The following is a 26,988-nucleotide window of genomic DNA, read 5'->3' as shown; positions in this document are numbered from 1 at the left end:
CAATCTAGTCTCATCCTTTATTGTGCTGCCTTTGTTGTTGTTTGTGTATTCAAATCCTTATCAATCGCATCCTGCGCAATTTGTTTATTTCGCTCAAGCACCGTCTCTGGCGACTCGCCGCGATTGGCAATCGAATAGGAAATATCGCTTAAAGCTCCGCCTAGCGGTAGAAAAATAGGCTGTGCATATTTGAGAGAATCGAGCATCACTTCAATATCGCTTTCATCAGCAAGCAGCTGCTTCTCCGCTTCCTCGCGGTTAATCGGCTCTACGCGATCCCACATTTGAATTTGTTCCCAAATATAAGCTTTCTCTTTTGCTCTCTTAACGATGGCAGGAATATAGAACTGCACGTAGTTTTCAATGCTGCCTTGCCATGTTGTTGCTTTTGGACCTTTAGGGAAATAAACAAAACCTTGTTCATCGGTCATTGTTGTTCTTGTTGCGCCTTCCCATACTTCACCAGTAACCATTGCGGCTTTACCGGAGTTGAATAGCGTTTGCGACTCATTATAATCCTCGAAATTCTCGTTTTTGTTAGGAGCGACGACTTTATGCACATTGAATAGATCACTAAAAAATCGAAGTGCTTCTAGTAGGTTTGGATCGTCATAGTTGAAGACGTTTTTGCCGTCTTTGAGTGTAATAAAGGAGGAGTTGTTGGAGTGAATCAAGATGCGCGATAGATTTCCGACGATATTGGTGACGCCCCATTGGTCGATTACACCGTCGCCGTTCGTATCTTTTGTCGCTTTTTTGGCGATGTCTAGGAAAGCGTCCCATGTCCATTTGTCTTGAGCGATCAAATCATGCGGATCTGGAAGACCTTCTCGCTCAAATAATGTTTTATTGTAGTAGAGACCAGAGGCGTTGTTGATATTGGAGGTAAAGCCGTACATTTTGCCATTGACCGCACCGTGCTGCTTCAAGCCTGCAGGCCATTTGGGATCATCAAAATTGAAGAAATCATCCACCGGCATAAACAATCCTTGATTGATGGCCGGCACTGCAAAATAGTAATCCAAAGGTACGATATCGGCGGCCGACTCACCAGAGAGCGCGGCGTTTGTAACCATTTTTATGTTCTCGCCCCAAGGCACCTTCTCCCACACGATCTTCACATTATATTTCTTCTCGGCAGCTCGCCACTTCTCCAGTGTCGCTGCACCTTCCGGCGTATCCTCTGACGGTCCGTCGACCCAGTGAATAATTTTCAACGTCTCGCCGTTCATGTCGATAACCGGCTCTACAGGCGGAGCTTCTGTCGGAGCTGCCGTTTCGGCAGTCGTATCATTCGTAGGCTTATTCGTAGCTTTCTCACTTCCGTTATTGGTGCCCTTGCTGCATGCCGATACAAAAACGAGCGTAACCGCCAATAAAACCATTGCAAACCATTTTATTTTCCGCATAGCTTTACCCCTCCAATGGATGAAATGCAAGAGCTCATGCTTACTCTACATTTGCTGCGATCAACTGCTGTTTGGTCATCCCTCCCTGTTATCAGTTCAAGTTCCAACCCCGCATCGATGCCTTCATGCCCCACTTACTTGGAAGGTCTCGGCTTACTTTTTATGTGATTGTCATGGTAGTCCACCAATAATGAGATGCTATAAATCCTTCCAGAAAGTGATGATCTTTCCTGTTTACAACATATCATCACTGGAGGAATTTTTCAATAATTTTATTTTTTCTGAAAGAAAATTCTTTTATTCGAAAATCTGCTTTAAAACCGTTTGGAAAAATCGTATTTTAAAAGGTTCGTCCTTTTCTGGCTGAATCCTTTTTTAAGCTATCATACAATGGATTTTTTCTCCACTATTAATTTATATATTAAAAAAATATGCCTTTATTCTATATTGTCAGAAAATTTAAACATTAGCTGCCAGCGCTCTCTATTGGCATAATTTCGGTGCTTGTCGGACATCTTAATCAGGACTATTGTACAGAGAGGAGGATTACAAATGGCTAAACCAGACAACAGAGAAGATAATGCCGCTCATTTGCAGCAGCATATTAACAACACAAAAGAAAATTTGCAAGAAGCAGAACAGTACTTAAATGAATTTGCTGATGAATTATCTTCGGATCAGCAGCAATCTATCGAAGCTAAAAACGAGCGCCGCAAAGAAAGCATTCAATCTTTCGCAGCGGAGAAACAGGACGAAGCAGGGCAATAAGCGCTCTTTATCTTTATAGAGACCCATCAAAAAAAGGAGACCCCCATGAAGGTCTCCTTTTTTTTGATGGGCTTTGCGATATGATCGAAAGACGGCCCTATCGATTAGTACAGCTTGTCTACGACGGAGCGAGCCGTCTTCTCCAAAGCTTCTGTAGCATTATTTTTCTTATGAGACAACAAATTGCACAAAATATCCAATAAATGTACCTGAGTAATTTTTGTTGACCAAGAACCGCCTTCGGTAGGCATCTCACGTGAGGGCACCAATAAAATGGTATCGGCATGTGCTGTAATCGGAGAACGCATATGGCTTGTCAAACAAATGACCTCAGCTCCATTAGCTCTCGCTTGACGCAGCGGATCTACCAGATCCCTCGTGCTCCCCGAGGTTGATATGCCAAACACCACTTCCCCTTTCTTCACAAGCGATGCAGACATGGCGATAATATGGGAATCCCTATGCGCCTCCACATTCATTCCAATTCGCATCAGCCTATAATGAAGATCAAGCGCTGTAATACCGGATGATCCTACTCCAAAAATATAAATTTTGTCCGCCGCGAGCATCCGATGGACTGCTTTCTCCAAATCCGCCGGATTGATTAGATCAAGCGTATTTTTCAGCATCATTTCGTTGCGAAGCGTAATCTTTCTTGCCTTCGTCAGCGTGCTGTCTTCTTCTTCTATTTCAACGGTTGAGTACGACGGACGGTTGACCAAATCCTGCGCAATAGACAGCTTAAACTCTTGATAACCGCGGAAGCCTAACTTCCGGCAAAACCGAATAACGGACGTTTCGCCTACCCCCGCCTGCTCAGATAAATCGGTTACCGTCGCCATAACCGCTTCCTCGGGATTTGATTTCACATAGTCGGCTACTTTTTTCTCCGCTTTGGTCAAGGAAGTATATATACTCGAAATCAACAAAAGCGTATTGGATTGGTTAATTTTTTGTCCTGCCATCTTCATCGTATCAGCTCGCTTCATAGTGTACTTATCTACATGGTTTAGATGATCTACTCATGGCTTACAATAAATGTAATACCCTCAAAACATCCTGATCAATCCCTATCACTTCACATAATCAGGATAATCGGTAATAATGCCATCAACGTTAAGATCGAGCAATGGCGGCACTTCCGCTGCCGAACGAACCGTCCAAGGCGTCGTTTTTTTGCCTAATACATGAATGGTATATACGAAACTTTTTGTAACGAGATTCAAGCTCGGGTTCACATAATCCGCATACACAGCTGTTTCTTGAAGCTTCTCTGCCGTTACATCTTCAGACTGATAAACAAGCAAACCAACTAAAACCTGGGACATAATAGCACTAAATCGCTTCACAGAGCTCTGATCAAAAGATTGAACAATAATAGAAGCAGGATCTTCATCCAGCATGCCGTGAGCACGCAGCTCTTCGGCTAACTTCTGCTCTATCCCCGGATATAGCCAAGGCGCCTTAATCTCGATTAAGATACCGATTTTCCCTTTGCATAAGTCGAATACCTCTGATAGTGTTGGAATTCGTTCACCTTCAAATTTCGCATTAAACCAGCTTCCTGCGTCCAGTTCACTCAGCTGAGCCATCGTAAAGTCCAGCACCTTGCCTCTGCCATTACTCGTACGATCAACCTCTGTATCATGAATAACAACAAGCTGCCCATCCTTTGTAAGCTGAATATCCAGTTCCAAGAAATCAGCCTTCATCTCTATCGCAAGCTGAAAGGACGCCATCGTATTCTCGGGTGCATACCCGGCCGCACCTCGGTGGGCAATGACGATAATTTTTTTATTGATTGCTGGTTTCATTCTGATCCCTCTCCTCTATCCATTCCATCCACTCATCAATATTTGCTGACATTTCCTTTAAGGACGAGAAGGTCAACAGCACCTGCTCATTGCCAAGCTGCTGCTCCGGCTCACCGAAAATATCTTTGTGCAGTGAACGTCTCATATTGTACTCCATCCATTCGAGCATGCTGCCCATTCTGCCGTAGAAAGCTTCCTTCACATGCGTTAGCTCTGTCCAACCGGCCTTTTGATATGAGCCTAGCATCGTCATAAAAATCTCTTTATTGACGTGACCCGTATCAATCCCGCTCCAGCTTAAGGCAGCATCAAATAGCTCCATTGTTGGATTTGTTGAACCAGCTGCTTCCCAGTCAATAATATGCGGATGAAGACCGTCCTTCCAAACGACGTTTTTCGGATTCAAATCGCGATGGCTGAAGCACTGGCTATCGTTCAACATCTGGCTGGCTTGCTGATACTGATGATTCCATTCTAACAAGTCATTGAATCCAGCATCAATCTGCTGCGCCCATGGCGTCGCTGTCCTAAGTCCATCATCTATCAATTCCCTCAAGTAGTCCTGCCCGAAGGAAGTCCAGAGTGGGCTATGCTGCTCATCGAATTTTAAGTTGTGAATCTTATGAAGCAAAGCTCCAATTATACTTGCGTGTTCCCTGCGGCAATCAGCGGGAGTAATGACAGCTCCATCAATCCAATCAAATAGCATAACATCCACACCAGAAACCTGAGTAATGATGTCATTATTAACTGTCTTTGCTAAGACGGCAGTTATACCTGCACTTGCTGCGGCTGCTGCAATACGCTCCGAGAGCAAATAGTTGGACAAGACACCTGCTCTTGACATAATTTCAGGGTTTAATATTTTCAAGGCGAATTGGCCTTCTGTTGTGCTGAGCTTCCACATGTGATGAAGCAAACCGCCAGTGACTGGACTTGGCTGAATGAGAGGCACTCCAATATCATAATGAATACAAAGACTCGTAACCCATTGCATACTGATATCTTGAGGCAATAGAATCCCTCCTCTTTCCTTCAATTGACTTTCACAAATTAAAATAATGTTCGGATATTGGCTTCATGGACTGCCAGAATTTTGAAAAAGATATTTTTTTTAATAATATCATAATTGGTGGATATAATCTCTATCTCGTGTTACGATATAGCAAATTTTCATTCAATTCTAGAAGGGCGGGACTCGAATGGAACAACAATCGATTACGGCTGACATCATTATACTTGGCGGAGGGCTTGGTGGATGCATGGCTGCACTATCCTCAGCTAAGTTAGGCATGAAGGTGATTGTTACGGAAGAAACAGATTGGATTGGCGGGCAGTTGACTAGTCAAGCCGTTCCTCCCGACGAGCATCCTTGGATTGAAAGCTTCGGCTGTACCCGTACATATCGTGAGTTTCGCAACCGTATTCGCCGTTATTACAAGGAAAACTATCCCTTAGTAGAAGACGCCAAAAATAATGATCGCCTAAACCCAGGAAACGGCTGGGTCAGCCGACTTTGCCATGAACCAAAAGCCGCGCTTCATGTGCTTGAGACTATGCTTGCTCCTCATATCAGTAGTGGAAAAATAACTATTCTACTCGGCTATCATTTAGAGTCCTCTGAAACAAACGAAGACTTGATTGAATCTGTCCTTATCAAACATATCACCTCAGGTGAAATGAAGAAGCTGCATGGCTCCTACTATTTGGACGCGACCGAATGCGGCGACCTTCTTCCTCTTGCCGGTGCAGAGTATGTATCAGGAGCTGAAGCAAAAGCTGAAACAGGAGAACCGCATGCGCTCGAACAGGCCGATTCCCTTGATATGCAATCCTTTACGTATGTATTTGCTTTGGATCACATGGAGAATGCAGATTATACGATTGAGAAACCAGAGCAGTATGACTTTTGGCGAAGCTTCATTCCTGCGCATTCACGCTTCCCGCTGTTCGGCTGGAAAATGGGAGACATTCATGACAAGGATCAGGATAAAGAAATCATCTTCATGCCCGATGGGAAAGAACCCATGCCCTTCTGGACTTACAGGCGCATTATTGACCGTTCTTTGTTTAAAGAAGGCTCGTTTGAAAGCGATATCACTTTAATTAACTGGGCACAAAACGATTATTATTTAGGACCTATTTATGAGGTAACTGAGGAAGAAAAACAAAAACATTTGAAGAGTGCGCGTCAGCAAAGTCTATCGCTCGTTTATTGGCTGCAAACGGAAGCACCGCGTCCAGATGGAGGCATTGGTTATCCCGGCCTTCGACTTCGCGGTGACATTGTTGGAACAGAAGATGGTATTGCCAAACATCCTTATATACGGGAATCTCGCAGAATAAAGGCGAAATATACGATTACGGAGCATGATGTCAGCCTCGAAATCAGGGGGGATCAAGGGATCAAACGATATGAGGACAGTGTAGGCGTCGGAAGTTATCATCTAGATCTCCACACAACAACAAAATCCAATCGCGGCTTCTACATTCCCAGCTTGCCTTACGAAATTCCGCTCGGAGCCCTCCTCCCCGTTCGGATGAAAAATTTGCTCCCTGCGTGTAAAAATATTGGCACCACTCAAATTACAAACGGCTGCTACCGACTGCATCCAACCGAATGGAACATCGGTGAATCAGCAGGTTATTTAGCCGCTTACTCCATTATAAATCAAGTCACCCCGCATGAAGTACGAGAAAATAAGCTGCATCTGGAAGCTTTTTTAACGCTTATTCAAAATCAAGGCATTGAGACGCATTGGCCAGAAAATTTGAAGCGATAGCTTACAAATAAAAATATTATCCTCTTTTTATAAAATTTATGGAAAAACAATCCGCTTGCTGTTACACTACTGCTAGATAAACAATCCATCATGAACATGAACAGCTACTTTATCCGAAAGGCGGTGAAGTGTAAGGTTCTGTTTTATGCGTACAAATGAGAAGATTCGAGGTGTATGCCATGATGACCAAACGATTGTTTAATCTCGTTCTTTGTGTTGCCCTTCTTCTGATCAGCATTTCTTCAACCGCCTTCTCAGAGCCCGCTTCTCCTGACCAGCCATCCATTACGCTTGAGGACGGCACAAACCACATCGTTGACCTCATTAATCAAGAGAGTCAAGACAACAACCTCATGATATTTACCCGCAGCTACGGAACCACAACAAAACCTCCGCTCGTTCCGACAACAGAAGCCATCATTACAAACAATATCGTTACAGCCATATACACAAACAGCACTAACGGCACTTATATTCCTGCTAACGGTTACGTCATATCTGGAACGGGAAACAAAGCTTCATTGATCAGCGGCTTCAAGATTGGAGATTCCATTACAACGAGCTTTCCTATTTCGGTTTATCCAGCCCAATATTTTACCGTTAATGAAGAGATCGTTCCAATTACTCAGGTTAATGCAGGGCGCGGAGCGGCAGATATCGTTCTGTATTTGCCAGAATACGGCCCTGCAACAAAAACAAATCCATGGGGCATGGAGATCACCGTTGACGGAGGTTCCGTTACGCGAATAGCAACGATGACGCAGGATACTAGCGGCAATTGGCTCGATAACAACTCATCCATTCCTGCAAGTGGATACGTTCTCTCTATTCAAGCTGAAAGTCCGTTTTTTGCCAAATTAAATGGAACTGTGCGGATTGGAGATGCCGTTGAATTGAATATGAACAATGAAGTGTTAGTTGAAGCCTCCAAAATAGGATACGACGCCTTAAATCCGCGAACGAGAGAAGATAATCCCGGAGGCTGGGATGACGGCAGCAATGAACCATACCCCGGACACCGCGGAACGGATCAGCTCATTATTTACGACAACAGCTATGGCGCAGCAACGGGAACGAATCCTTGGGGATACGAGGTTGTCGTAAACTCGGAAGGCAAGGTCACGCAGGTGAGCGGTAATAATTCTACCATTCCAGCTGGCGGATATGTCATATCCGGGCATGGCGTCAAAGCAAGCTGGCTAAGCGAGCATGTATCCATAGGCAGCAGCTTCAAGCTGCTCACGGATAAGAAACAAGCGTTATTTCTGTTCACACCAGAATCCTATCTGGATAAAGCGCAAATAGGAATAGATGCCGCGAAGCAAAAGCTTATTCTCTCCAAGCAGCAGTTTCTAGACATTAACTATAACGGTATGGAACAGCAAATTACATCTGCACAAGCAGCATTGGTCGATTTGAAAAGCCAGATTGCACAAGGTGATTTCACTTCCTTCGCGGTTCAGTTCGCAGAGCTGAACGCACGGGTGGAGAAAGCCAGCTTCATGGGCTATGAATCCCGCGCTGTAGACCATCGATCCATTTGGATTCGTCCGAAGGAAACGAATCTCGAACAGGTTCAGCAGCATATTGCGAAGCTTCACGCTTTAAATATCAACTCCATTTACTTAGAGACGTGGTGGAATGGCTTTACGATTTACCCAACGAGCCATCCGCTAGCTGCTCAAAATCCGATTTATGGCGGTTTTGACGTATTGAACGCCTATATAACAGAAGCCAAAAAAGCAGGCATCGAGGTTCATGCGTGGGTTGAAAACTTTTTGGTAGGCGTTGGCAATATGGCAGGTCCCGTCAGAAGCCTTAAGCCGGAATGGTCCATGATTAGTAGACAAGGCCATGATTATCAAGACGTTCCACTTTACAACACCCAGTACTATTTCCTCAACCCTGTAAGGCCTGAAGTACGGGACTTTGTTTCTGAAATTTATAAGGGGCTGCTTCAAAAATATAAAGTAGACGGCTTGCATTTGGACTATATTCGTTATCCCGATGCAGGTGATTACACGAACGATTTTGGTTATGACTCTTATACGCGCAATCTGTTCAAGCAGAAGCATGGCGCAGATCCGATCGACCTTCGTCCCGGCGACAACCTTTGGCAAGCGTGGGTTGATTTTAGAAAAAATACGATTAATGAGTTCGTATATCGGATCTCCAGTGAAGCCAAAAAATTGAAGCCGGATATCCGAGTCTCCGCAGCCGTATGGCCGAACTACGTGAATGGGCCAGAGTTCATGCACCAAGAGCCAAAGGATTGGATTGCCAAAAACTATATTGACCAGCTCTTTCCGATGTCCTATCATCCAGACGCTTCATCTGTTGCCACTGATTCCTTAAACTCCGTTGCACTCGCAAACAACAAGGCGCTGATCGTCATTGGTGTCGGAACGAATCTTGGCTTAACGAAGGAGATGCTGCTTAAACAAATTAACGACTCCGTCGCAGTAGGCGTATCCGGCTCAGCTTTGTTCGAATTTGAATCGTTGTTTGGAAATGAATATGACAAGGCGCTTTTAGCAGGTCTCTACAGCAAACCCGCCATCGTCCCAGACAAAGATGTTTTAACATCCTTCAAAACGATCATTTCCGAAATGCAGCGCAAAATCAAAAAGATTTATGTCACGTTCAATGGGATGGATAACGATAAGAAATATGTAAAAGAGCTGGAGCAGCTTGAAAAAAGCTGGAAGGATAAAAAATCAGTCGGCAAGGACGCCAAAGAAGCTCTTAAGAAAATAGAGAAGCTTCTGGAGCGTATCGAATCGGATCGTGCTTTGAACATAGAAGTTAAAAAACGAATGGCTGCGGATCTTAATTATTTGGAAACCATTATTCTCGTTTATGTATCCAAGGCAGCGCTCTAAACAACACGCAGAAAGGACCAACTGTATGTTATGGGAAAACTTGACCGTCAAGGAATTTGAGGCGGCCGTTAAGTCAACGAACCGAGTCTGCGTGCTGCCAATCGGCTGTCTTGAAAAGCATGGCGATCATCTTCCCCTCGGAACGGATATGATGATCGCTAGAGAAATCGTAGAGAAGTCAGCTCAATTAGAGTCCTGTGTTATCTTTCCTTATTATATTTTCGGCCAAGTATCCGAGGTGAAGCATTACGCAGGCACAGTTGCTCTTGGCAGTGAGCTGCAGCTGCGCCTCTTGCAGGAAGTGTGCAAGGAAATTAGGCGCAACGGCTTCAACAAAATTATTTTGGCCAATGGGCACGGCGGCAATAACAATCTGCTGAGCTATTTCGTCCAAACGATGCTCGATGAACGCAAGGATTATGTTGTGTACGCCTATAATCTATGGGAATTAAATGCCGAGCAGCTTGCTCATCTTGATCAATCCTATGAAACGCCAGATGACTATGGGCATGCCGATCATATGGAAACATCGCAAATTCTTCATATTCATCCGTCTCTTGTCCATATGGACCGTTTGAATCCAGGCGAGTGGGAGTCCAAAGGTCTTGGACAAACGCTAACGGAGCATAGGCTGTCCGCTGGCATCCATTGGTATATGGAATTTCCAAATCAGATTGCGGGCGATCCTTCATTGTCGACGGCAGCGTATGGTAAGGAGTATATTTCAATGTGCGCAAGCAACTTCTCCAAAGCTATACACGCTGTCAAAAATGATGAAACCTCTTTGCAGCAGCAAGCCGCTTTTTTTGATCGATGCGACGATGTGAACTTTATCCGTTAAAACAAGAAATGGCAGTCCGGCCTAGCTTCAGGCTTTGGACTGCCATTTCCTTTATTCCTTACATTACAAATATTTATGTATGTGCTCGATGACTTTCTCCGCGCATCTACGATTTCCTCGTTCAGACAAGTGCAAACGGTCCTCGCAAATATGTAACGCTAGATCTTCTTTTATGGTAGCGTTCAGATCATTTATTTGTATGCCTAGGCTTTCCATCAGCTTTACAGCTGCAGCATTGTATAAATCAATCTCCGCATTGCTGCGCCCAATCGCATCGGCTGGAACAGGCGTCGTTGTTGCAAATATGATGTTTGCACCCGTTCTTTGCAGCTCATTCGCCGTCCGTTTAAGCGTTTCCAAATATTCTTCTAATGAAGTGAGTGCCTCGACCATTGGCGCTTCATGATGCAAATCCCATAATCCGTTGTTCCAATGAACGATATCTGGTTTGCCCAGATCTCTAATCCACAAGTTAACTCCCCATAACGTATGTTTCGCAAATCTGCCGTTCTCCTCAGGTGCAACAACCTCTGCCGTTTCATTCAAAGCCTCGCGCACAAGCGGTTCATAGCCCATTCGGATCGAATCTCCGAGCAGCAGTACTCTTTTCATCCGTAACACCTTCCCCTTGTTTTCATAATATTTGCCCATGCCGCAAACTTGATGCTTACGTCCATGTCATCCTCATCCCTCTTGAAATATAGCACACCCCCAACCGTTTCTCAAAGACAGTTAGGGGTGTGTTATACTCCATATGCTAATTTACAAAGAAATATCTAAACTCAGCGTAATGATTTCAGCGGGACAAACCACCATTCGGCCAAGCTCTGATTCCTCCAGCCTCTGTTCCATAACGCTGCTGCGATGTGCTGCGTTCACGCCCAGCGAAGGGTATACGCTTAACGTTTGCTCATCTCGTGATAGATTATACCAGCGCGCGATCAAATCCCCCGTGTTCTCCGATACCTTAAGAGCAGACAAACATAGTTTGTCACCCTCCCATTGCATAAAGGAAAAACGGCTTGGAAGCTCACCCTCATGTGTACCCGTCTGCTTCACTATCCATGGAATTTGATATTGATAAGCTTCCTTCATCGATGCCATAGCTCCATGTCCAATGAACTCCGACTTTACATGTTGATTCTCCACCGGAAAAGGTATAATTTCAAGCTTAACCGTATGCTCGCCGAGACACTGCGCCTCAGGGGTCGGGAAGTATCCCCAATCACCTAGCTCTCCCACCGCACGCAGCAAAGTAACCGCAATGGCATTGTTTTCATCTTCATCTCGCAAAACTTCATATTCATTTAAACCAAGGTTGGCGATCGTAACACCCTGCTTCTCGCCAATCAACGTCACAAAAGCTTGCTGATGCTGACAATTGCTTGGGTTTCTCCATTCCTCTGAAGGGGTATTATCCCGTTCCACCACTTCAAAGATTGAATCTGCCAAGTGAGTCTGCGAATGAAAGTTTACTGGGAACAACATACGCAAACGATGGTCAAGAGCCTCGTTGTTAAAGGTGGTTTCTATTTGCAATGCTTGCCCGTTTTTGTTAAGTGATACCTTCGTCTTAATCGTAAAAGGAATAAGCTTATCCGACCTGCCTGATTTTCGTCCAGTAAACCAAATCAGCTCTTCTCTCTCCTGCTGCAACAGCTCTTCTGCCGACTTCGGGATTAACATCTGGTGCGTAATTTCAAAGCTGGCTTGAAAAGGTGTATCTTCCGTTATGCGTATTTCGGCTTGAAGACCTCTCGTTGTCAGCGGGACGTCACCGTTTGGCTGGCGGTACATATACTCATTACCGATGTCTCCTGTATCTTCATATATACACTGATTGTGTAGCACTTCATTCGAACGATGATCAACAATAGTCAAGGAACCGTCATCAGCGATCGTTACGGTCAAATAATCATTGCCCATCTCTCGTTCATTCCTAATTAGAGAGCCTTCTTCTGCTTGAAGCTGATTAGAATGATCATTTCTAATCAGCGCATAGGTTTTGTAGCCAAGTGCTGGTACACCGTGCGCCTCAAATCGAATACGTACTTTTCTAGCAAAATAAGGCTGACGGAACTGATCCTCGGGCAAATCGTATCCGAATTGTACGCCTAGATCTTCTATGCCGCTGGAGACCTTGCTGCCCTCTGACTCCACGAGGTATAGACCTGCTAAATCAATTTCCTTCAGTCGCTGCTTCATCGTATAAAAATCTATTCCACTATTGAAATAGATGCGCTCGATCTCAACATCAGTGGTAACAATACCAGAACGCAGCCAGCCCGTTGTATTAACAACAACGAGTGAAGAAGCAACCCCTCCAAAGGAAGCAAATCCGCTCGTGTCTACCTTCGAAGCGACTGCGGATAAACTGTCTTCGATTATGCTCTCGGCGACATGCTTGCTTTTGGCAAAACGGGTCACCATCTCTGCATGGACCTCATCGACACTGCATCCGCAAATGCTGTCATGCGGATGGTTTTGCATCAATGTTTTCCAAGCATAAGTGAATAGATGATGAGGATAAGCATGGCCTGTCAAATAAGCAAAGGCTGCTATCGGTTCGGCCACTTTCTCCAGCAGCGCCTGGCCTGTTTGGTTCATTTGCTTTAGATAGATTCGCGAAGATGCCGTATTAACTAGCGTCGACCAGCCATCGGTATGCTGGCTTCTTAGTTCACCTTTGACGACGGACAATTTCTCAGGAAGCGATGCGGTTACCGCCCCAATATAATCTTCAAAATTCGAATGGACAAATTGATATTCCGGAAATAGCTGCTGCGCTGTCGCAATAGCTTGTGCTACATCCGTCTGTACCGGCTGATGATCGCAGCCATTCATCATGAGCCAGTGGGGCGTTGAAGCATACTCGGCGACATCCTTTAATTTACGCTGCCAATAAGCACCTGCAGCTTCAGGATCAGTTGGAATTTCATTGCCGTTGCTGTACCAATTGGCGAACAGAATGCCGATCACTCTTGAGCCGTCAGGAGCCTCCCAAATCATCTCGGAGAACGGTGATTCGTAGGCTTTCGTTTGAGAAACTTCATTATTAAAGCCAGTTGGCTTCACACCGCGTCCGAACACAGCATTCTCGATCCCTGCTTGCAGCATCAGCTGCGGTGCTTGCCCAATGTTCCCGAACGAATCCGGAAAATAACCCACCTTTGCAACTTTGCCGAACTGCATAGCATCTCGGTGTCCATAAACGAGATTGCGTACATTTGCTTCACCGCTCGTCAAAAATTCATCCTGCAAAATATACCACGGTCCAATATGAATACGTCCTTCGCGAACATACTGCTCAAGCAGCGCTCTTTTTTCCGGACGAATTTGCAAATAGTCTTCTAATATAATCGTCTGGCCATCAAGATGGAAGCTTTTGAAATCCGAATCTCGCTCCAGCGTCTCAAGCAAACGGTCGATGAGCGCAATTAATCTAACATGGTGCTTCTCATATGGCAAGTACCATTCCCTGTCCCAATGGGTGTGTGAAATGATATGAACAGTAGTAGATGATATCAAAGTATCCTTCTCCATTCTCTGTTTGGGATGAAAGCAAAGACGCTGCTCCACGTTCTTGCCTAATGCCGATTAATGCTCACTTTGCTTGCGTTAGCCTACGATGCCTGTACGCTCTACACTTTCGACGAAGTAGCGCTGTACGAACAAGTACATAATAATAAGCGGGAGCATAAGCAGGAGAACGCCTGTATTCAGCAGCATGGATTGATACACAAGATCGGGTTCTTTGCCAAGCACAGAGCCCATGTCTGCTAGCTGCGTTGACAATACTTTTACTTTGCTGAGAAACAACGAAACATAATAGCTGTCATTCCACTGCCATACGAAGGAGAACAGCACAACCGTAACGATAGCAGGAAYGGCATTCGGCAGCATGATCTTATAGAAGGTTTTAAAAACACCTGAGCCGTCAACAACGGCCGCTTCTTCAATCTCCTTCGGAATGCCTCGGAAAAATTGCCGAAAAATATAAATATATAGACCGTTTTTGAGCCCCATTCCCGTAGCGGATGAAATTAGGAAAGGCCAAAAGGTATCAATTAGATTAAAGCTGTCCCTCTTCGAAAACAAACCTACTAAACCGAACATATCAAAGTACCTGTACGTTAAATATAGGGGAATCATAATCGTCTGCGGCGGTACAACAATGGTGAATATAACGAATCCAAAGAGGATGCCGCTGCCTTTAAACTTCAACTTTGCAAATGCGTATGCCGCTAGCGCACAGGATGCGAGTTGAATGGCAGTCGTTCCCGCCGATATCAAAAACGTATTCAGTAGAGTAGCCCAATAGTGGGTCGCTTCCATCGCAATTTTAAAATTGTCCAACGTGAAGTTTCTAGGAATCCACAGCACCGTCGGATCATAGATATCAATTTTGTTGCGGAATGCGACCGAGAAACGAAGAAATAGCGGAAATAATATAATAAAACAAAAACCAGAAACGAGTACTGACCTTAGCAACGTCCATAACAATCGCTTCGATCTCTCGACCGGATTATAGTGGCGGTGAAACCTTTCCGCGTGAATGGCCGGCAGCTTCATGGCCTCTCCTCCTTCTCAATCGTAGTAAAACACTTTTCTCGAAATGATGCCCGCCGATAGGCTGAGTACTATAGCGACAACGATAAAATACACCCAAGACATCGCTGCGCTCTGCCCGAACTCAAACGTTTTGAATGCCGTTTCCGAAATAAGTGCGTTAACCGAATTGTTATTGAATGAATCAATAATGGAATAAATTAAATTCGTCAGAATAAGCGGCGTCATCATTGGGAATGTAACTTTCCAGAAAATCTCATAGCCCGTTGCCCCCTCAATTCTTGCAGATTCGTACAGTGAGGGTGAAATGGATTGCAAGCCCGCAAGAAAGATAAGAATTTGGACGCCGGAGGAGCTAATAATTTCATAGATTCGGTCAACCGCATCCGAAATATAATTTACGAATACAGGCGCCAAGCCGGACTCCATCATCATCTTTTTCAGCTCGAAGCTCTGCATAAGGTTTCCGCTTCCGCTAGATGAAGAAGAGCTTCCAACAAAGCTGCTAATGTCCATATTGGCTATAGCCGCAGATGCTAGAATAACGGGTAGAAAAAAGACTGCCCTTGCCATCGCTCTTCCTCTGAACTTCTGATTCAATAGCACCGCTGCAAAGAGACTGAATACGATGATGATTGGCACATTAACGATCATATCTGTAACCGATTCAGTCAGCCTGCGCGGAAAATCTGCATTTGTCAGAAATAGATGACGAAAGTTTGCGAAACCCTCATACTTTACTGCGAAGCCGCCTTCAACCAAACTTATTGAGCTTAAGCTGAAACGTAAGGATTGAATGAGCGGCATGATAAACAGCATGACTAATCCCAGCATTAATGGCGTGGCGAACAGCACTCCGCACCATGCTTTTTTCTGCGCCAAGGTCAATGGCTTATTGAACATCTGCCTCACCGCCTACCTGATAACTTTGAGCTGCAAGCTGCATGCCCTCTACTGCTATCGCCTTATTATTGTAGTTGATCGTAATGACATAACCGTTCTGAAATGTCGTTTCCGCGACGCCCGGCACGATTTGTCGATGCTTCACAATGACCTGATTCCGAACCTTCGACAATACGCCATTCGCTTCCTTATAGAGCTGCACCGCTTCATCTAGCCAATCTTTGTAGTTCAAAGCATAAAGATTATCGTAGTCGGTGTCCTTCACTTTCGTTGAGTCACTGGCGTACCATTGATAATATAAGCTCGAGCCCGTTTCCAGCGCCTTCAGCATCGATAGACGAGGATTTTGTTTATCATCCATGTTGTAAGGTGAGCCAGCCAAATCATAATAGCCATGCAATGCAATTTGATAAAACGGAATATCCTGATCTGTAATATTCATCAGACTGCTCTTGGTCGGTGCGTTTACGATTACATCTGCATAAGGCAAGCTGTATGCATTGCCGCCATTCACCATGATCGATTGCGTCTGAAGGCTCAGCTTATTTGTCTGTGTCTTAATCATTTCCAGCGCTTCCTGACGGGTTATCGTTTTATCCGGATTGTAATCGGAATTGACCTGATTTCCCATATCTCTTAGCGATAATCCGTGCAGGCCGAGCGCTTTGTAATCCGCCAAAAAACCGTTTATTTGCTTCGGCAGCGCAGCAGGCGATAAGATATAGTGGGAAAATTTCGAAGTATCCTGATCGTACATAACCGGATTATATTGATAAACCTTTGCTTCTCCGCGATCAAGCCATGTAGCCGATCCGCTGGAACCTTTGTATTTTTCCAAAAAGGCTGTATCCGGGTAGAAGCCGATCCCGTTTTTCTGTGCAAAATCAGCTAGCTCACGAAGCCCTTCTTTGCCTCCCAGCTTATTCACTACTTTGATACTTGCTGGCGAGCTGTGCCGAATACCATCATTAAACCACCCGACATAACGCAAATCGATATGGTGGATATCCGTATTCATCAGCTCTTGCAGCAAGTTTTTCGCTTCAGCAAAGCTGGTTAGCGATTGTGTTGTTTCATACGGTATTCCGAGGAATGATTTATCTACCCGGAATGCTCCTACCAGTTCCATCACAAACGGCGAATCCTCGACTATATCCAGCTTTTGTATATTGAATTTTTGGATTAAGTAATTGCGATATTCAGCAGCCATTCCTACATAATCGGATGTTTCACCGCTAAGAAAGGAATATCTTATGGATAAGTCGCCTTCGTACCTTTTCTTTTGGAACATCGGCACGGAGCTCGTTTTTGTCCCCGACGTAAGCGTGTAAAAGTCCATTGATGAAATTTGAAACTTGCTGCCAACGGTATTATAGGAGTCGTTTCGTCCGCTTACATCTGCTGTGATGCTTGCCATCGCATCTCCATTTTCAATGATCCCAAACAAAGCATGGTCGGATCGCTTAAGCCCAAATACCGGCAGCCTTGTCATCTCATTCGTCTGTATTTTCTCTTTCACATTGTACGTATCGTCATTGCCGTACACAGGCAAATTATAGGGTTCCGCTTGGAGCTTTCCGCTGTTCAGCTCGATTAGAGCGCCTGCGCCGTCAGGCACGAACAAGTATCCCGATTCCTTCACACCAGCAGCGCCAAAATGTTTAAGCACCTGTACGCTGGCAATTGGATATTCCGCATTGAATTGCAGCTCCTTGCCCGGAATCGTTACGACAAGCTGCTCATTATCCAGCGTGTACTGAATTGGAATCGTAAACTCTGCCCTTGCGGCTGATGCAGCATCGGCTGCGCCGTTCTCTTCGTTATCCTGCTGCGCATCTTCCGCTGTGTAGCCCGCAGATTCAAGTGCCGCAGAGATTTCCTCCGCTACGTAATCCTGCAGCTTGCGGACGACATAAATTTGTTTTGCCTCATCAAAGCTGAATTTGTATTCAACACTTTTCCTCAGCTCTTCATCGGCAATCTGATCCAAGATTTGCTCTTGAAATCTTTTTTTGCTGATTACCTTTGGAATATTAGCAAAACCTTTGGCAATATTGCCTAGTCGATAAACGACTTTGATCCCGTTCTCTTCGTCCGTTATTTCGAATTGCTGCTTAGCGACGCTATCATCATAGCTGTTGAAAGCATTGACCTGCCCTTTTTCATTGTAGTAAGTAAGCAGCACCTGTGAGGATAGCTCTGAATGGTACAAAGGCGAAGCTTTCTGATCCTCGCTTCTCTCTACCGGGTTTGAAAACCAGACGTAGCTGTCGCGTTTGTCCTTTAGGGCAATTTCTGCCGTTTCACGGTTGATATAGAGCTGAAGCGCGTCATTTTCTTTCACTAATTCCATCGCTGACAACGCTTGCAGCTCTTTATCCGTGTTGACCGCAGTTGATTTACGTCCTGCCCCAATCACCCGGTCTTCCTGCTGAGCAGAGACGGCCTCGGCTTCATTTGTAACGAGGTTTATCTGCGCTCCAGCTTCTTCCTTCTTACTGCAGCCTGCCGCACTTGCAGCAACAACGCTCGCAAGCAGTGCCGCGAATAGGATGCTGGACATCTTCCTCTTACCTGTCACGACCATCTCTCCTTCCCGCACGCTACAATCTGAACGATAATTCCTTATAGACAGAAATGGCGAAGCTGATCATCTGCTGGAGCATGCTGAATAATAATACCCCGATAAAAACAATAATTCCGATGACAACGAGTGTAAGCAGCATCGTAATAACCGTTTTCCCAGCTGAATATTGATGCACCGTCATCGTACCTGTGAACAGCAGCCATGCTGACCAGATCAGGGCAACCCCATCAAGCAAATAATAGAACGAGCTTTCGCTGCCTGTAATTAAATTGCTGTACAGCGTTTGAGGCAAATAAATGATAACCAATGGCATCATCGCATAAGCTGTCGCCATCAAAATTTCCTTGAATTTACCTTCACCATCCATCAAGGTCGTTAAGGACCAGTTCGCAACACACCACAGAACAAAAGGCAATACGATAAAAGTTAATTCGTTCAAGCTGTTCAATTGGCTTGGGTTGTTGAAATTGACGACGAAGCCGCTGTATTGCCGCTTAATAATGGTGAAGATGACAAGCAGAAACACAATGCCGAAAGCGAGCTTGAGCCTGCCCTTTTGCTCGTACTTCATTTCCCAGAAGCCATTAAAGGGATGCATCATCGTGTAGAAAGGATTTTTGATAATGCCGAACTCCTGAAAGTGTTGACCATTCACCTTTCTCCGATTCCACTTCATGATGGCAAAACCAAGTACAACAGCTAGTGCAACAACGAGAACAATAGTGCCAAAATGCGCGAGCACGATGCTTTTTCGATAACCCTTAAAGGCTTCGGAGTAATACTCCCTGTTGTTCCCAAGCTTGAAATAAGACATCGCCTCATGATATTCGCCTTTTTTGAGCAGAGATTTGCCGATGCCTAAATAGGCCACCTCCACATTTCCGTTTAGCTGAAGCACCTTCTCCCAAGCGGCTGTGGATTGCTCTGTTTTGCCATGATAAAGCGAAATAACGGCTTCCCTAATCAAGCTGCCATAGCGGGTTGGCTCAAATGCGGTCAATCGTCCGTTATCTTTATCCAGCACAAGTATATGATCATCCATAATTTCAATGGCAGAGGGGGTACGGAAATTCTCCTGCTTGCTTCCTAACCCTCCAAACACGTACAGCAGATTTCCATCCTTGTCGTAAGTAAATATCCGTCCCCGCTTAGAATCAAGCGCGGAATACATGCCAGCTTGATCCGCAGCCACATCGATGAATATGGAGCTGCCCGGATTGGTACCCGTCTTCAAAGTGCCAATATCACCCTTGGGCGGAAAATAACCCTTGCTCCGCAAAATATCAGCTCCCGATGGATTCAGCCGTTTGATCGGCCGGTTCGAATCCTCTTCTGAGGTTGAGGTGTAGATGAACCCGTCCTCATCAAGATCGAGATTGTTAAATTCAAGCGGTATGAACTGCTCCATTTGCTGTCTCTGTGCTTTGGTCGATATCCGTTTCCAGAACAGATCAATCGGGCTGAACTTTACGCGGTTCGTTCCAATAAAGCCGATAAACTGCCCTTCATCGTCAAACTCCATCATTCCTTCGTAAGACCCGCGGCTAACGACTAATATTCGCTTCGCTTTATCAACGGCTACCTTAATTGGCGCGTACTGAAACCCTGGCCGCAGCAGCGTTGATTTAGGCTCGCCTATTGCTCGTATGAACTTACCCGCAGTATCAAATACGACAAGTCTTCGGTTGAGTGTATCTGCCACATAGATGAGTCCATCGTTTGTGCCAAATACCCCCTCCGGCTTATTCAGCGCATCTTCTTTTCCTTCATTATTAAATTTGGAAATGACCAGTTCTTCTTGAAATTCCTTGTTCAATATAATGATTCGGTTATTGCCCGTATCCGCAATGTATATTCGCTCATCCCTGCCAACGAACATATCCATTGGCGAAGCAAGACGTCCACTGCTCCAGTTGTCACCGTAAATGACTTGCTCCATTTTGTATGCATTCGGCGAGGGCACAGCATCTCCCCAATAGGAATACTGATAGGTATCTATTGCGGCTTCTGCAACAGGAGCGGCCGCACCGATCATGAGCGATGCGATAAATAACGCGGCGATGATTCTCTTCATCCGTTGCTTCCCTCCTGTTATTCCTTCAAGCCTGATGTAGACATGGTTTGAATAATATTGCTCTGCGTTACGATAAATACGGTGATCGGCACAAGCATCATCAGCAGTGTTACTGCAGCTACCGGTCCTGTTCTAACAAGTCCTCCGCTTGCGATTTGGCCAAAAACGTAATCTACCGTTTTTAATTGCTCGCTGTAAATATATTTGTGGCTCGTTACTGAACCATTTGTCCATAAGCTTTGCAAGGAGAAAATAATTAACGTCAGCCAAGCTGGCTTAACGATCGGCATAATAATTTGCCAATAAATTCGGTATTCACTCGCTCCGTCAATTTTGGCTGCTTCTAGCAGAGCATCCGGGATTTGCTCCATGAATTGCTTCATGAGATACAATCCTAGAGTCATGCCGAAAGCAGGCAGCAAGATCGCCCAATACGTATTAATCAGACCAAGCCACGATATGATCATGTAGTTCGGCACTTGTGTAACGTAGGCGGTAAACATAAGGGAGAGTACAACGAGCGAGAACAACACTCGTTTCCCCGGAAATTTAAGCTTGGCAAGAGGGTAAGCCGCTGCCGAAGCAAATATGACATGCCCCACGGTGCCCATGATAGCAATGAAAAAAGTATTGAATACGTATCTTGAGAAGGGCACCCATGAATCACTGAATATACCAAGCAAATCTCTGAAATTTTTGAAAGTAGGATTTCGAACGAACAGCTTTGGAGGAAAGGAGAAAATTTCATCCAACGGCTTAAATGCATTGCTGATCGTGAACACAAGCGGCAATGCCATAAAACAAGCGACGCCGCCAAGCAGCAGAAACAGCAGTATATCGACTGACAAGGAACGATTCAGCCTCTTTGACACTTTAAAAGATCGTTTCATCCCTCTACTCACCCACTTTTCCGAGCAGCTTCTGCGTTAAGAGATTTGTAAGGAGCATGATACTGAACAATACCGTGGCAATCGCCGACGCATAGCCCATCTCATACCGAATGGATCCGTAATCAACCAAATGGGTAACAATGGTGTGTGCTGCGTAATCCACACTTGGAAAACCGATCATATAGATGGAGATCTCTGCGATGGAGAACGCCAACGTAATTTGGATAACCGCACCAAACATCAGCTGTGGACGCATAGCAGGCAGTGTTATGAACCATAATTCCTGCCAGCGGTTGCGAATGCCGTCAATGCTTCCCGCTTCGTACAGGGTGCGATCTACATTTTGCAGCCCTGCGATAAAGGCTAGAAAGGATGTGCCGAGACTTAGCCATAGCTGAACGAGAATGAGAATACCCAGCACATACCTCGTATCTTGCAGCCACTGAATCGGCTCCATAATGAAGCCCCACTTCATTAGAAAGGAGTTCGCATAACCATAAGAGTCGCTTGCGAACAATAGCTGCCAAATCAAATAGGTATTGCCCGCAATCGATGGCGCATACAAGACGAGCGTAAGAAAAGCTCTTATCTTCGGCCTTAGCTCGTTAATAAGCCATGCAAATAAGAAGCATGCCAAGTAACTAATCGGCCCCGTAATGGCCGCGAACAAAAACGTGTTTTTTACCGCAATCAGAAAAATATCGTCTTGAACGAGTAATCTTGAATAGTTTTGCCAGCCAATCCACCTAGGCTTCTCAAGAAAATTAAAATTCGTAAAGCTGAGCAGCAGCGATAATAGCACAGGGAGTACAGTAAATGTGAAGAAAATAATAAAGTATGGTGCCAGCAGCACATAAGCGTGTTTACTTTTTTTCATTTCAACAAACATGCGCGTTAATTTTGGCTTCAGCTCTTTCCCGTGAGCTAGAATACGTGAATCGCCTTTCCCCCTTGTTACGGGGCGGGCTGCTAACTGCTGTTTCATTTAAGCCCCTCGTTTCTAATAAGGAAGATTAAATTCCTTGCGCTTTAATGTAATTTCCTCATTCATCGCCCTTACATATTTGTCCATCGTTTCACGCGGATCTTCTCCTTGAACGACAACACGGCGGAATGCATTATCGATATTTCTGCCTGTCAAATATCCACCCGGAACCTCTGGTATGCCCTTAACCCATTTCATTTGCTCCTGCAGCATTTGAAAATCCTTCGTTGGCCAAGGAAGTGAAGCTAACGCTTCCATATTTGCCGTTGGGTATCTAGCAGCAGCACCCATTCGAATTTCCATTTGTCTACCAAAAGCAACCTGCGTGTCTTTGCCTGTCCACCATTTCAAGAAGGTCCACGCCTCTTCTTTGTTTTTCGCTTGCTTGAACATAATCGATGCCGAGCCTCCGCTGCCTACCTCGCGGTGGAAGGAACCATCGGCAGCAGCAACGCCTGGAACAGGCGCAAATGACCACAGCCCTTTGATCTCAGGTGCAAAAACAGTCAGCTTGTTATACATCGTATAATCGACGATACCGATTGGCATTTCGCCTGTTCGGAAGCGGTTTGCGAAATCAGCTGCGATTGGAATTTTATAATTGACATAAAAATCGGTCCACTTCTTGAACTCCGAAATCGATGTCTCTGAATCCAAATCACTCGATTTACCACCGTCCTTATAAAACTGGCCGCCTTGCTGAAGCAGAAACATCGCAAATGCAGGATTGGGCGGAAGCGTCATAATATTCGTCGTTGCAAGCTCATTGCCAATGGAATCAAGCGGTTTTTGTGGTAAACCAAACTGCAAGTTATGCTTCTGGAGCGTAGGCAGCATATCATAGACATCCTGCCACGTTTCCGGCACTTTCAAATGCAGCTCATCCTCCAATATATCTTTTCGGAAAAACATCATCGGAAACGTTTGCTGCTCAGGCAATGCGTAATAGCTTCCTTTATATTCATAAGGCACCATGGCGCTTGCTAGAAACTGCTGCTGTACTTCCGGATAATCTGGAAACGCAGATAAATCCTGAAGAGCGCTGCGGCTCGCGTAATTCATCGGCAAGTCGTTGCCAACCTGCAAAGCAACATCCGGCCCTTTCCCCGAGACGGTTGACGGTAGAAGCACATCCGCGCTTACGAGTTTTAAATTCACATGTATGCCCGTCGTACTCGTAAAACGATCATCTATCAATCGTTTAATGACTTGTGCTTGGTCACGAGCCGATGTTACCCATACAGTAACGCTTTGCTTCGTCTCTTCTTCATCCGAGAAATCATCGTAGTTTTCACTAAAGGATGCTGCGAACGATTTGATCCCTGTTAACATCTTTGCCCATCTGGTTGCTTCGGGCTTCGGCAGCTTTGCTTCTGGCGAGCTAACGATCAAATAATCCAAAGCAAGCGGCTGTTCATTGATCGTAAGCATCCATGAGCCAAGCGCGCCAACATTCGTCTTAAATGCTTCGATCCGTGATGGCACGGATTCCGGGCGGCCCGCCATGTCCTTAAGCTGATACGCTAGTCTATTAATAATCGCTGTACGGTCATTTCCACTCTCGGATGGTCCTTCCATACTGCTCGCAATGCTATAGAGCAGCTCGCTTTGTTTCTCAAACACTTCAATCATTTCAGGGATGCGCTGTTCCAGATTGTAATCACGAAAGGTATCCGGAACGGTACCTGTATAGCTGATGATTTGGCGATACATGGCATTTAGCTCAAGAATGCTCGTTTCCACCGATCGCAGAATTGGCGCCAGCTCGCCCAAAGTCACTTCCATCCGCAACCGATGCTTGCCTTTAGTGAGATGGAATAAATAAGGCTCATCTTTGCTCGTTCCCAAAACATTCATTTGCCAAGAATGGTTATATGGAAACTGAACCTCTTTCAACTCCTTAAAGGGCAGCTTCCCATCTATATAAATGGAGCGCAGCGCAGACATGCCATTCAAATAGTTTTGACGGTTTTTCAAAGCGATTTGATAGAGCCCTTCTTGCTCTACTTCAATTTCCCATTCAATCCATTGTCCCGGCATTCTCCATGCCCATCCACCCATTGCATTATTGCGAAGCTTTGATACATGGTAAGGTTCGACCGCGGGAGAAGAACGATCATTATAAGGCAGCAAGCTTGGCGTAGATTTGTATAAAGCTTGCTCTGCTTGAAGCTTGATCGAAACGTCTGCAGCCTGCTTTAGCCCATCTTCTTTATACTTGCTGGCAACCTCTGCATATGTAGGAGCAATTTCCGGTGCAGACAGCATCAGCCAATCGATGACGAGCGGCTCTTTAACCGAAGTCAGCGTCAGTGTATGCTGGCCTCTCGAGAAATAAAATAAAAAAGGCTCTTCATAAAAGCCCGTGTTATCTTTAATTAAGCTTTCCTGCCACATATACTCTTCGATTTGGTTAGGCAGCAGATCATTTCCCCTTGCATCGCGATCGAAGCTTTGCTTCTCGTTTTTCCATATTCGATTGAAGGTTATGCTTCTAGCTTCATTAAATGGCGATTGCCCATCCACTAACAGCTCCCGTTCAATATCTGAATCCTTGCCCGGCTCGCTATAAAAATATATACCGAGATTGTATAGTCCTTCTTGCTTAACCTCGAATGCCCAGGAAATCGCACCTGAATCTTCCGTGAGAACCGCTTGTCCCTCGTTGCCCGCTCTATTCTCAACGATAGAAACTTCCATTCCCTTAACTTCGCTGTAGCTCTCCCCTTCGATTACAATCGTATCGTTAGCAGCCAGTTGAATAGGATCATATTTAGACAAGTATTCGTCATAACCACCCTTTTCATATGGCGCATCTAAAGCCGTCGAATGGGTATTCCGATTGCTTGCCGATGTTCCTTCAGCAGTAACCGTGCCATTTAGTGCGGACTCCTGAAAAAACAAGGAGACACAAACAGCTAGTGACAGAAGCAATAACGAAATGACTTTAACGCTTGGTCGCCGCATCGTTTCCCCCTCCTCCCTAGCAGGCTCTCTATTAAAATAGGAGCCTGCCGAGAGTTTTTGACAAAATTTTATTTGTTGTCTTGAAGCAATTTGTTCATGTTCGCTTCAAACTGCGGTTTGATTTTGTCAACTGCAGTGGACGGCGATACTTTGCCTTCTGTAATTTCTTTGACGACACCTTCAAAGAGCTTCTCGCCATCTGGAATGCCATAGTAGGAGATATACTCAATGTTGTCGGCCATCTGTTTCCGAGTATCGAGCGACTCTTTACTTGGGTAAGAAGTTTCCCATGACTCATTGGCTAGCTTTCTGCCCTCTTCATGAAGACTAATCTCATCAAGAATTTTCACAGCAACCTCAGCATTTTTCGAATATTTAGCTACCATGAACATATTGCCAAACGGTGTGTAGGAAACATAGCGATCAGCCTTAGGGCCTTTCGGGAAGAAAACATAACCAAGTTGTTGATCCTTCATACTATCGACAAACGTGCCAAGCTCCCAGCTGAATCCTGCATAGATAACGCCTTTGCCAGCGATGAATTCTTTCGCTGCATCCTCAGGAACCGGCTGCATGATCGATTTATCTGTGTTGTAGAGATCAGAAATGAACTGCAAGGACTCAATCGCATTTTCACTATTCATAGCGAATTTGTATTCTCCACTTGCATCCTTGTCCAGAGCCCCGTTGTTCGTGTAGACCATTTGCTCTGCAAATGCTTTAACTTTACCGTAAGCCCCGGTTACGCCAAATACATCTGTTTTTCCATCGCCGTCTGTATCCTTCGTTGCTGTTTTTGCAAATTCACGGAATTTATCCCATGTCCATTCGCCTTTTTGTTGAAGCTCGTATGGATCCTCTAGGCCAAGCTTCTGAACGAGCGTTTTGTTATAAAACATGCCGTACGGAGAAGGAGCTGAATCCGTCATCCCGTATTGCTTGCCGTCATAACTTCCTCCAACCTTCATCCAGCTAATATATTTCGGATCATTCAAATCCAAAAATTCATCAACTGGCTGAATGAACTGTTTGTTCACAAGCTGTGGAAACGCCCAGAAAAGCTCGATCCGAACGATATCCGCAAACGGTGTGCCTGAGAGAGAGGTCGTCGTAAAATTTTCAATATACTTTCCATAGTCGCCGAACTTTACAAATTCAATTTTGCCGTTATATTTTTTCTCCGCATCTTCAATCAATTTGATTTGTGCTTCTTCTGCGGGACCTTTTTCTTCTACTAATCTTGGATCTGCTCCGTCGTACCATACGCCGATTTTAATCGTCTGACCTTTTAAATCGTATTTGTTCTCTTCCGGCGCCACAGTCGCTTCTGTTGTTGGTTCAGCATTTGTCGGAGAAACTGCATTCGTTTCTTTCCCTTGATTGCTGTTAGCACCATTTTTTCCGGAGCATCCTACAATTGAAACCATGAGTATTAAAGCAATGACTGCAAACGAGCGTAATTTCAGCTTTTTCATTTAAAATCCCCCATCATTCATATTGGATTGAAATTTTAAAA

The 26,988-nt window shown here is 45.0% G+C and carries 18 protein-coding genes; 4 read left to right on the top strand and 14 right to left on the bottom strand.

Annotation, left to right across the window (positions count from 1 at the left end):
* Nucleotides 1-17 precede the first annotated feature (17 nt).
* Nucleotides 18-1,409 (bottom strand): ABC transporter substrate-binding protein, encoded by a 1,392-nt coding sequence (locus AB4Z50_RS23655; RefSeq protein WP_441882796.1) that lies wholly within the window; start codon nucleotides 1,407-1,409, stop codon nucleotides 18-20.
* A gap of 552 nt (nucleotides 1,410-1,961) precedes the next feature.
* On the opposite strand from AB4Z50_RS23655, the gene tlp reads away from it, so the two are divergent.
* Nucleotides 1,962-2,177 (top strand): small acid-soluble spore protein Tlp, encoded by a 216-nt coding sequence (gene tlp, locus AB4Z50_RS23650; protein WP_076270030.1) that lies wholly within the window; start codon nucleotides 1,962-1,964, stop codon nucleotides 2,175-2,177.
* 104 nt (nucleotides 2,178-2,281) lie between these two features.
* Here tlp and AB4Z50_RS23645 read toward each other — a convergent pair whose 3' ends face one another.
* The 3 genes from AB4Z50_RS23645 to AB4Z50_RS23635 form a co-directional block, all read right to left on the bottom strand.
* On the bottom strand, nucleotides 2,282-3,148 hold the full coding sequence (locus tag AB4Z50_RS23645) for a MurR/RpiR family transcriptional regulator (protein ID WP_430063153.1): 867 nt from the start codon (nucleotides 3,146-3,148) through the stop codon (nucleotides 2,282-2,284).
* A gap of 102 nt (nucleotides 3,149-3,250) precedes the next feature.
* Nucleotides 3,251-3,991, bottom strand: coding sequence for a glycerophosphodiester phosphodiesterase (locus AB4Z50_RS23640; protein ID WP_441882794.1), 741 nt, complete (start codon nucleotides 3,989-3,991; stop codon nucleotides 3,251-3,253).
* Nucleotides 3,972-5,006: a phosphotransferase gene (locus tag AB4Z50_RS23635; RefSeq protein WP_441882792.1), complete on the bottom strand. Its 1,035-nt coding sequence runs from the start codon at nucleotides 5,004-5,006 to the stop codon at nucleotides 3,972-3,974. The genes AB4Z50_RS23640 and AB4Z50_RS23635 overlap by 20 nt, the downstream gene beginning before the upstream one ends.
* 187 nt (nucleotides 5,007-5,193) lie before the next feature.
* On the opposite strand from AB4Z50_RS23635, the gene AB4Z50_RS23630 reads away from it, so the two are divergent.
* The 3 genes from AB4Z50_RS23630 to AB4Z50_RS23620 all read left to right on the top strand — a co-directional run bounded on the left by AB4Z50_RS23630 (nucleotide 5,194) and on the right by AB4Z50_RS23620 (nucleotide 10,497).
* Complete coding sequence (locus tag AB4Z50_RS23630; RefSeq protein WP_441882790.1) at nucleotides 5,194-6,774, top strand: FAD-dependent oxidoreductase; 1,581 nt, start codon at nucleotides 5,194-5,196, stop codon at nucleotides 6,772-6,774.
* Between the two features lie 155 nt (nucleotides 6,775-6,929).
* Nucleotides 6,930-9,656: a glycoside hydrolase family 10 protein gene (locus tag AB4Z50_RS23625; RefSeq protein ID WP_441882788.1), complete on the top strand. Its 2,727-nt coding sequence runs from the start codon at nucleotides 6,930-6,932 to the stop codon at nucleotides 9,654-9,656.
* Between the two features lie 40 nt (nucleotides 9,657-9,696).
* Nucleotides 9,697-10,497 carry a creatininase family protein gene (locus tag AB4Z50_RS23620; RefSeq protein WP_441882786.1) on the top strand — a complete coding sequence of 267 codons (801 nt, stop codon included), beginning with the start codon at nucleotides 9,697-9,699 and terminating at the stop codon, nucleotides 10,495-10,497.
* Nucleotides 10,498-10,560: 63 nt separating this feature from the next.
* On the opposite strand, the gene AB4Z50_RS23615 is transcribed toward AB4Z50_RS23620, so the two are convergent.
* The 10 genes from AB4Z50_RS23615 to AB4Z50_RS23570 all read right to left on the bottom strand — a co-directional run bounded on the left by AB4Z50_RS23615 (nucleotide 10,561) and on the right by AB4Z50_RS23570 (nucleotide 26,947).
* Nucleotides 10,561-11,109 (bottom strand): SGNH/GDSL hydrolase family protein, encoded by a 549-nt coding sequence (locus AB4Z50_RS23615; RefSeq protein WP_339208579.1) that lies wholly within the window; start codon nucleotides 11,107-11,109, stop codon nucleotides 10,561-10,563.
* 150 nt (nucleotides 11,110-11,259) lie between these two features.
* Complete coding sequence (locus tag AB4Z50_RS23610; RefSeq protein ID WP_441882783.1) at nucleotides 11,260-14,040, bottom strand: alpha-mannosidase; 2,781 nt, start codon at nucleotides 14,038-14,040, stop codon at nucleotides 11,260-11,262.
* A 75-nt stretch (nucleotides 14,041-14,115) separates the two neighbouring features.
* On the bottom strand, nucleotides 14,116-15,069 hold the full coding sequence (locus tag AB4Z50_RS23605; RefSeq protein WP_441882781.1) for a carbohydrate ABC transporter permease: 954 nt from the start codon (nucleotides 15,067-15,069) through the stop codon (nucleotides 14,116-14,118).
* A 15-nt stretch (nucleotides 15,070-15,084) separates the two neighbouring features.
* On the bottom strand, nucleotides 15,085-15,969 hold the full coding sequence (locus AB4Z50_RS23600) for a carbohydrate ABC transporter permease (RefSeq protein WP_076270038.1): 885 nt from the start codon (nucleotides 15,967-15,969) through the stop codon (nucleotides 15,085-15,087).
* Entirely contained in the window at nucleotides 15,959-18,550 is a 2,592-nt protein-coding gene (locus AB4Z50_RS23595; protein ID WP_441882779.1) for a DUF5696 domain-containing protein, read from the bottom strand. Before AB4Z50_RS23595 ends, AB4Z50_RS23600 begins: the two co-directional genes overlap by 11 nt.
* A 22-nt stretch (nucleotides 18,551-18,572) precedes the next feature.
* A complete protein-coding gene (locus AB4Z50_RS23590; RefSeq protein ID WP_441882777.1) occupies nucleotides 18,573-20,630 on the bottom strand; it encodes a YIP1 family protein in 2,058 nt (685 codons plus the stop codon).
* A 17-nt stretch (nucleotides 20,631-20,647) separates the two neighbouring features.
* Nucleotides 20,648-21,520 carry a carbohydrate ABC transporter permease gene (locus AB4Z50_RS23585; protein ID WP_441882775.1) on the bottom strand — a complete coding sequence of 291 codons (873 nt, stop codon included), beginning with the start codon at nucleotides 21,518-21,520 and terminating at the stop codon, nucleotides 20,648-20,650.
* 4 nt (nucleotides 21,521-21,524) lie between these two features.
* Nucleotides 21,525-22,409 (bottom strand): carbohydrate ABC transporter permease, encoded by an 885-nt coding sequence (locus AB4Z50_RS23580; RefSeq protein ID WP_441883066.1) that lies wholly within the window; start codon nucleotides 22,407-22,409, stop codon nucleotides 21,525-21,527.
* 111 nt (nucleotides 22,410-22,520) lie between these two features.
* Nucleotides 22,521-25,472, bottom strand: a complete 2,952-nt coding sequence (locus tag AB4Z50_RS23575) for an extracellular solute-binding protein (RefSeq protein WP_441882773.1) — start codon at nucleotides 25,470-25,472, stop codon at nucleotides 22,521-22,523.
* A gap of 68 nt (nucleotides 25,473-25,540) precedes the next feature.
* Entirely contained in the window at nucleotides 25,541-26,947 is a 1,407-nt protein-coding gene (locus AB4Z50_RS23570; protein WP_076270042.1) for an ABC transporter substrate-binding protein, read from the bottom strand.
* Nucleotides 26,948-26,988: the final 41 nt, after the last annotated feature.

The organism is Paenibacillus sp. 2TAB26 (assembly GCF_052115145.1).
In the GTDB taxonomy this organism is placed as follows: Bacteria; Bacillota; Bacilli; order Paenibacillales; family Paenibacillaceae; genus Pristimantibacillus.
This window is presented reverse-complemented; position numbering and strand designations above follow the sequence as displayed.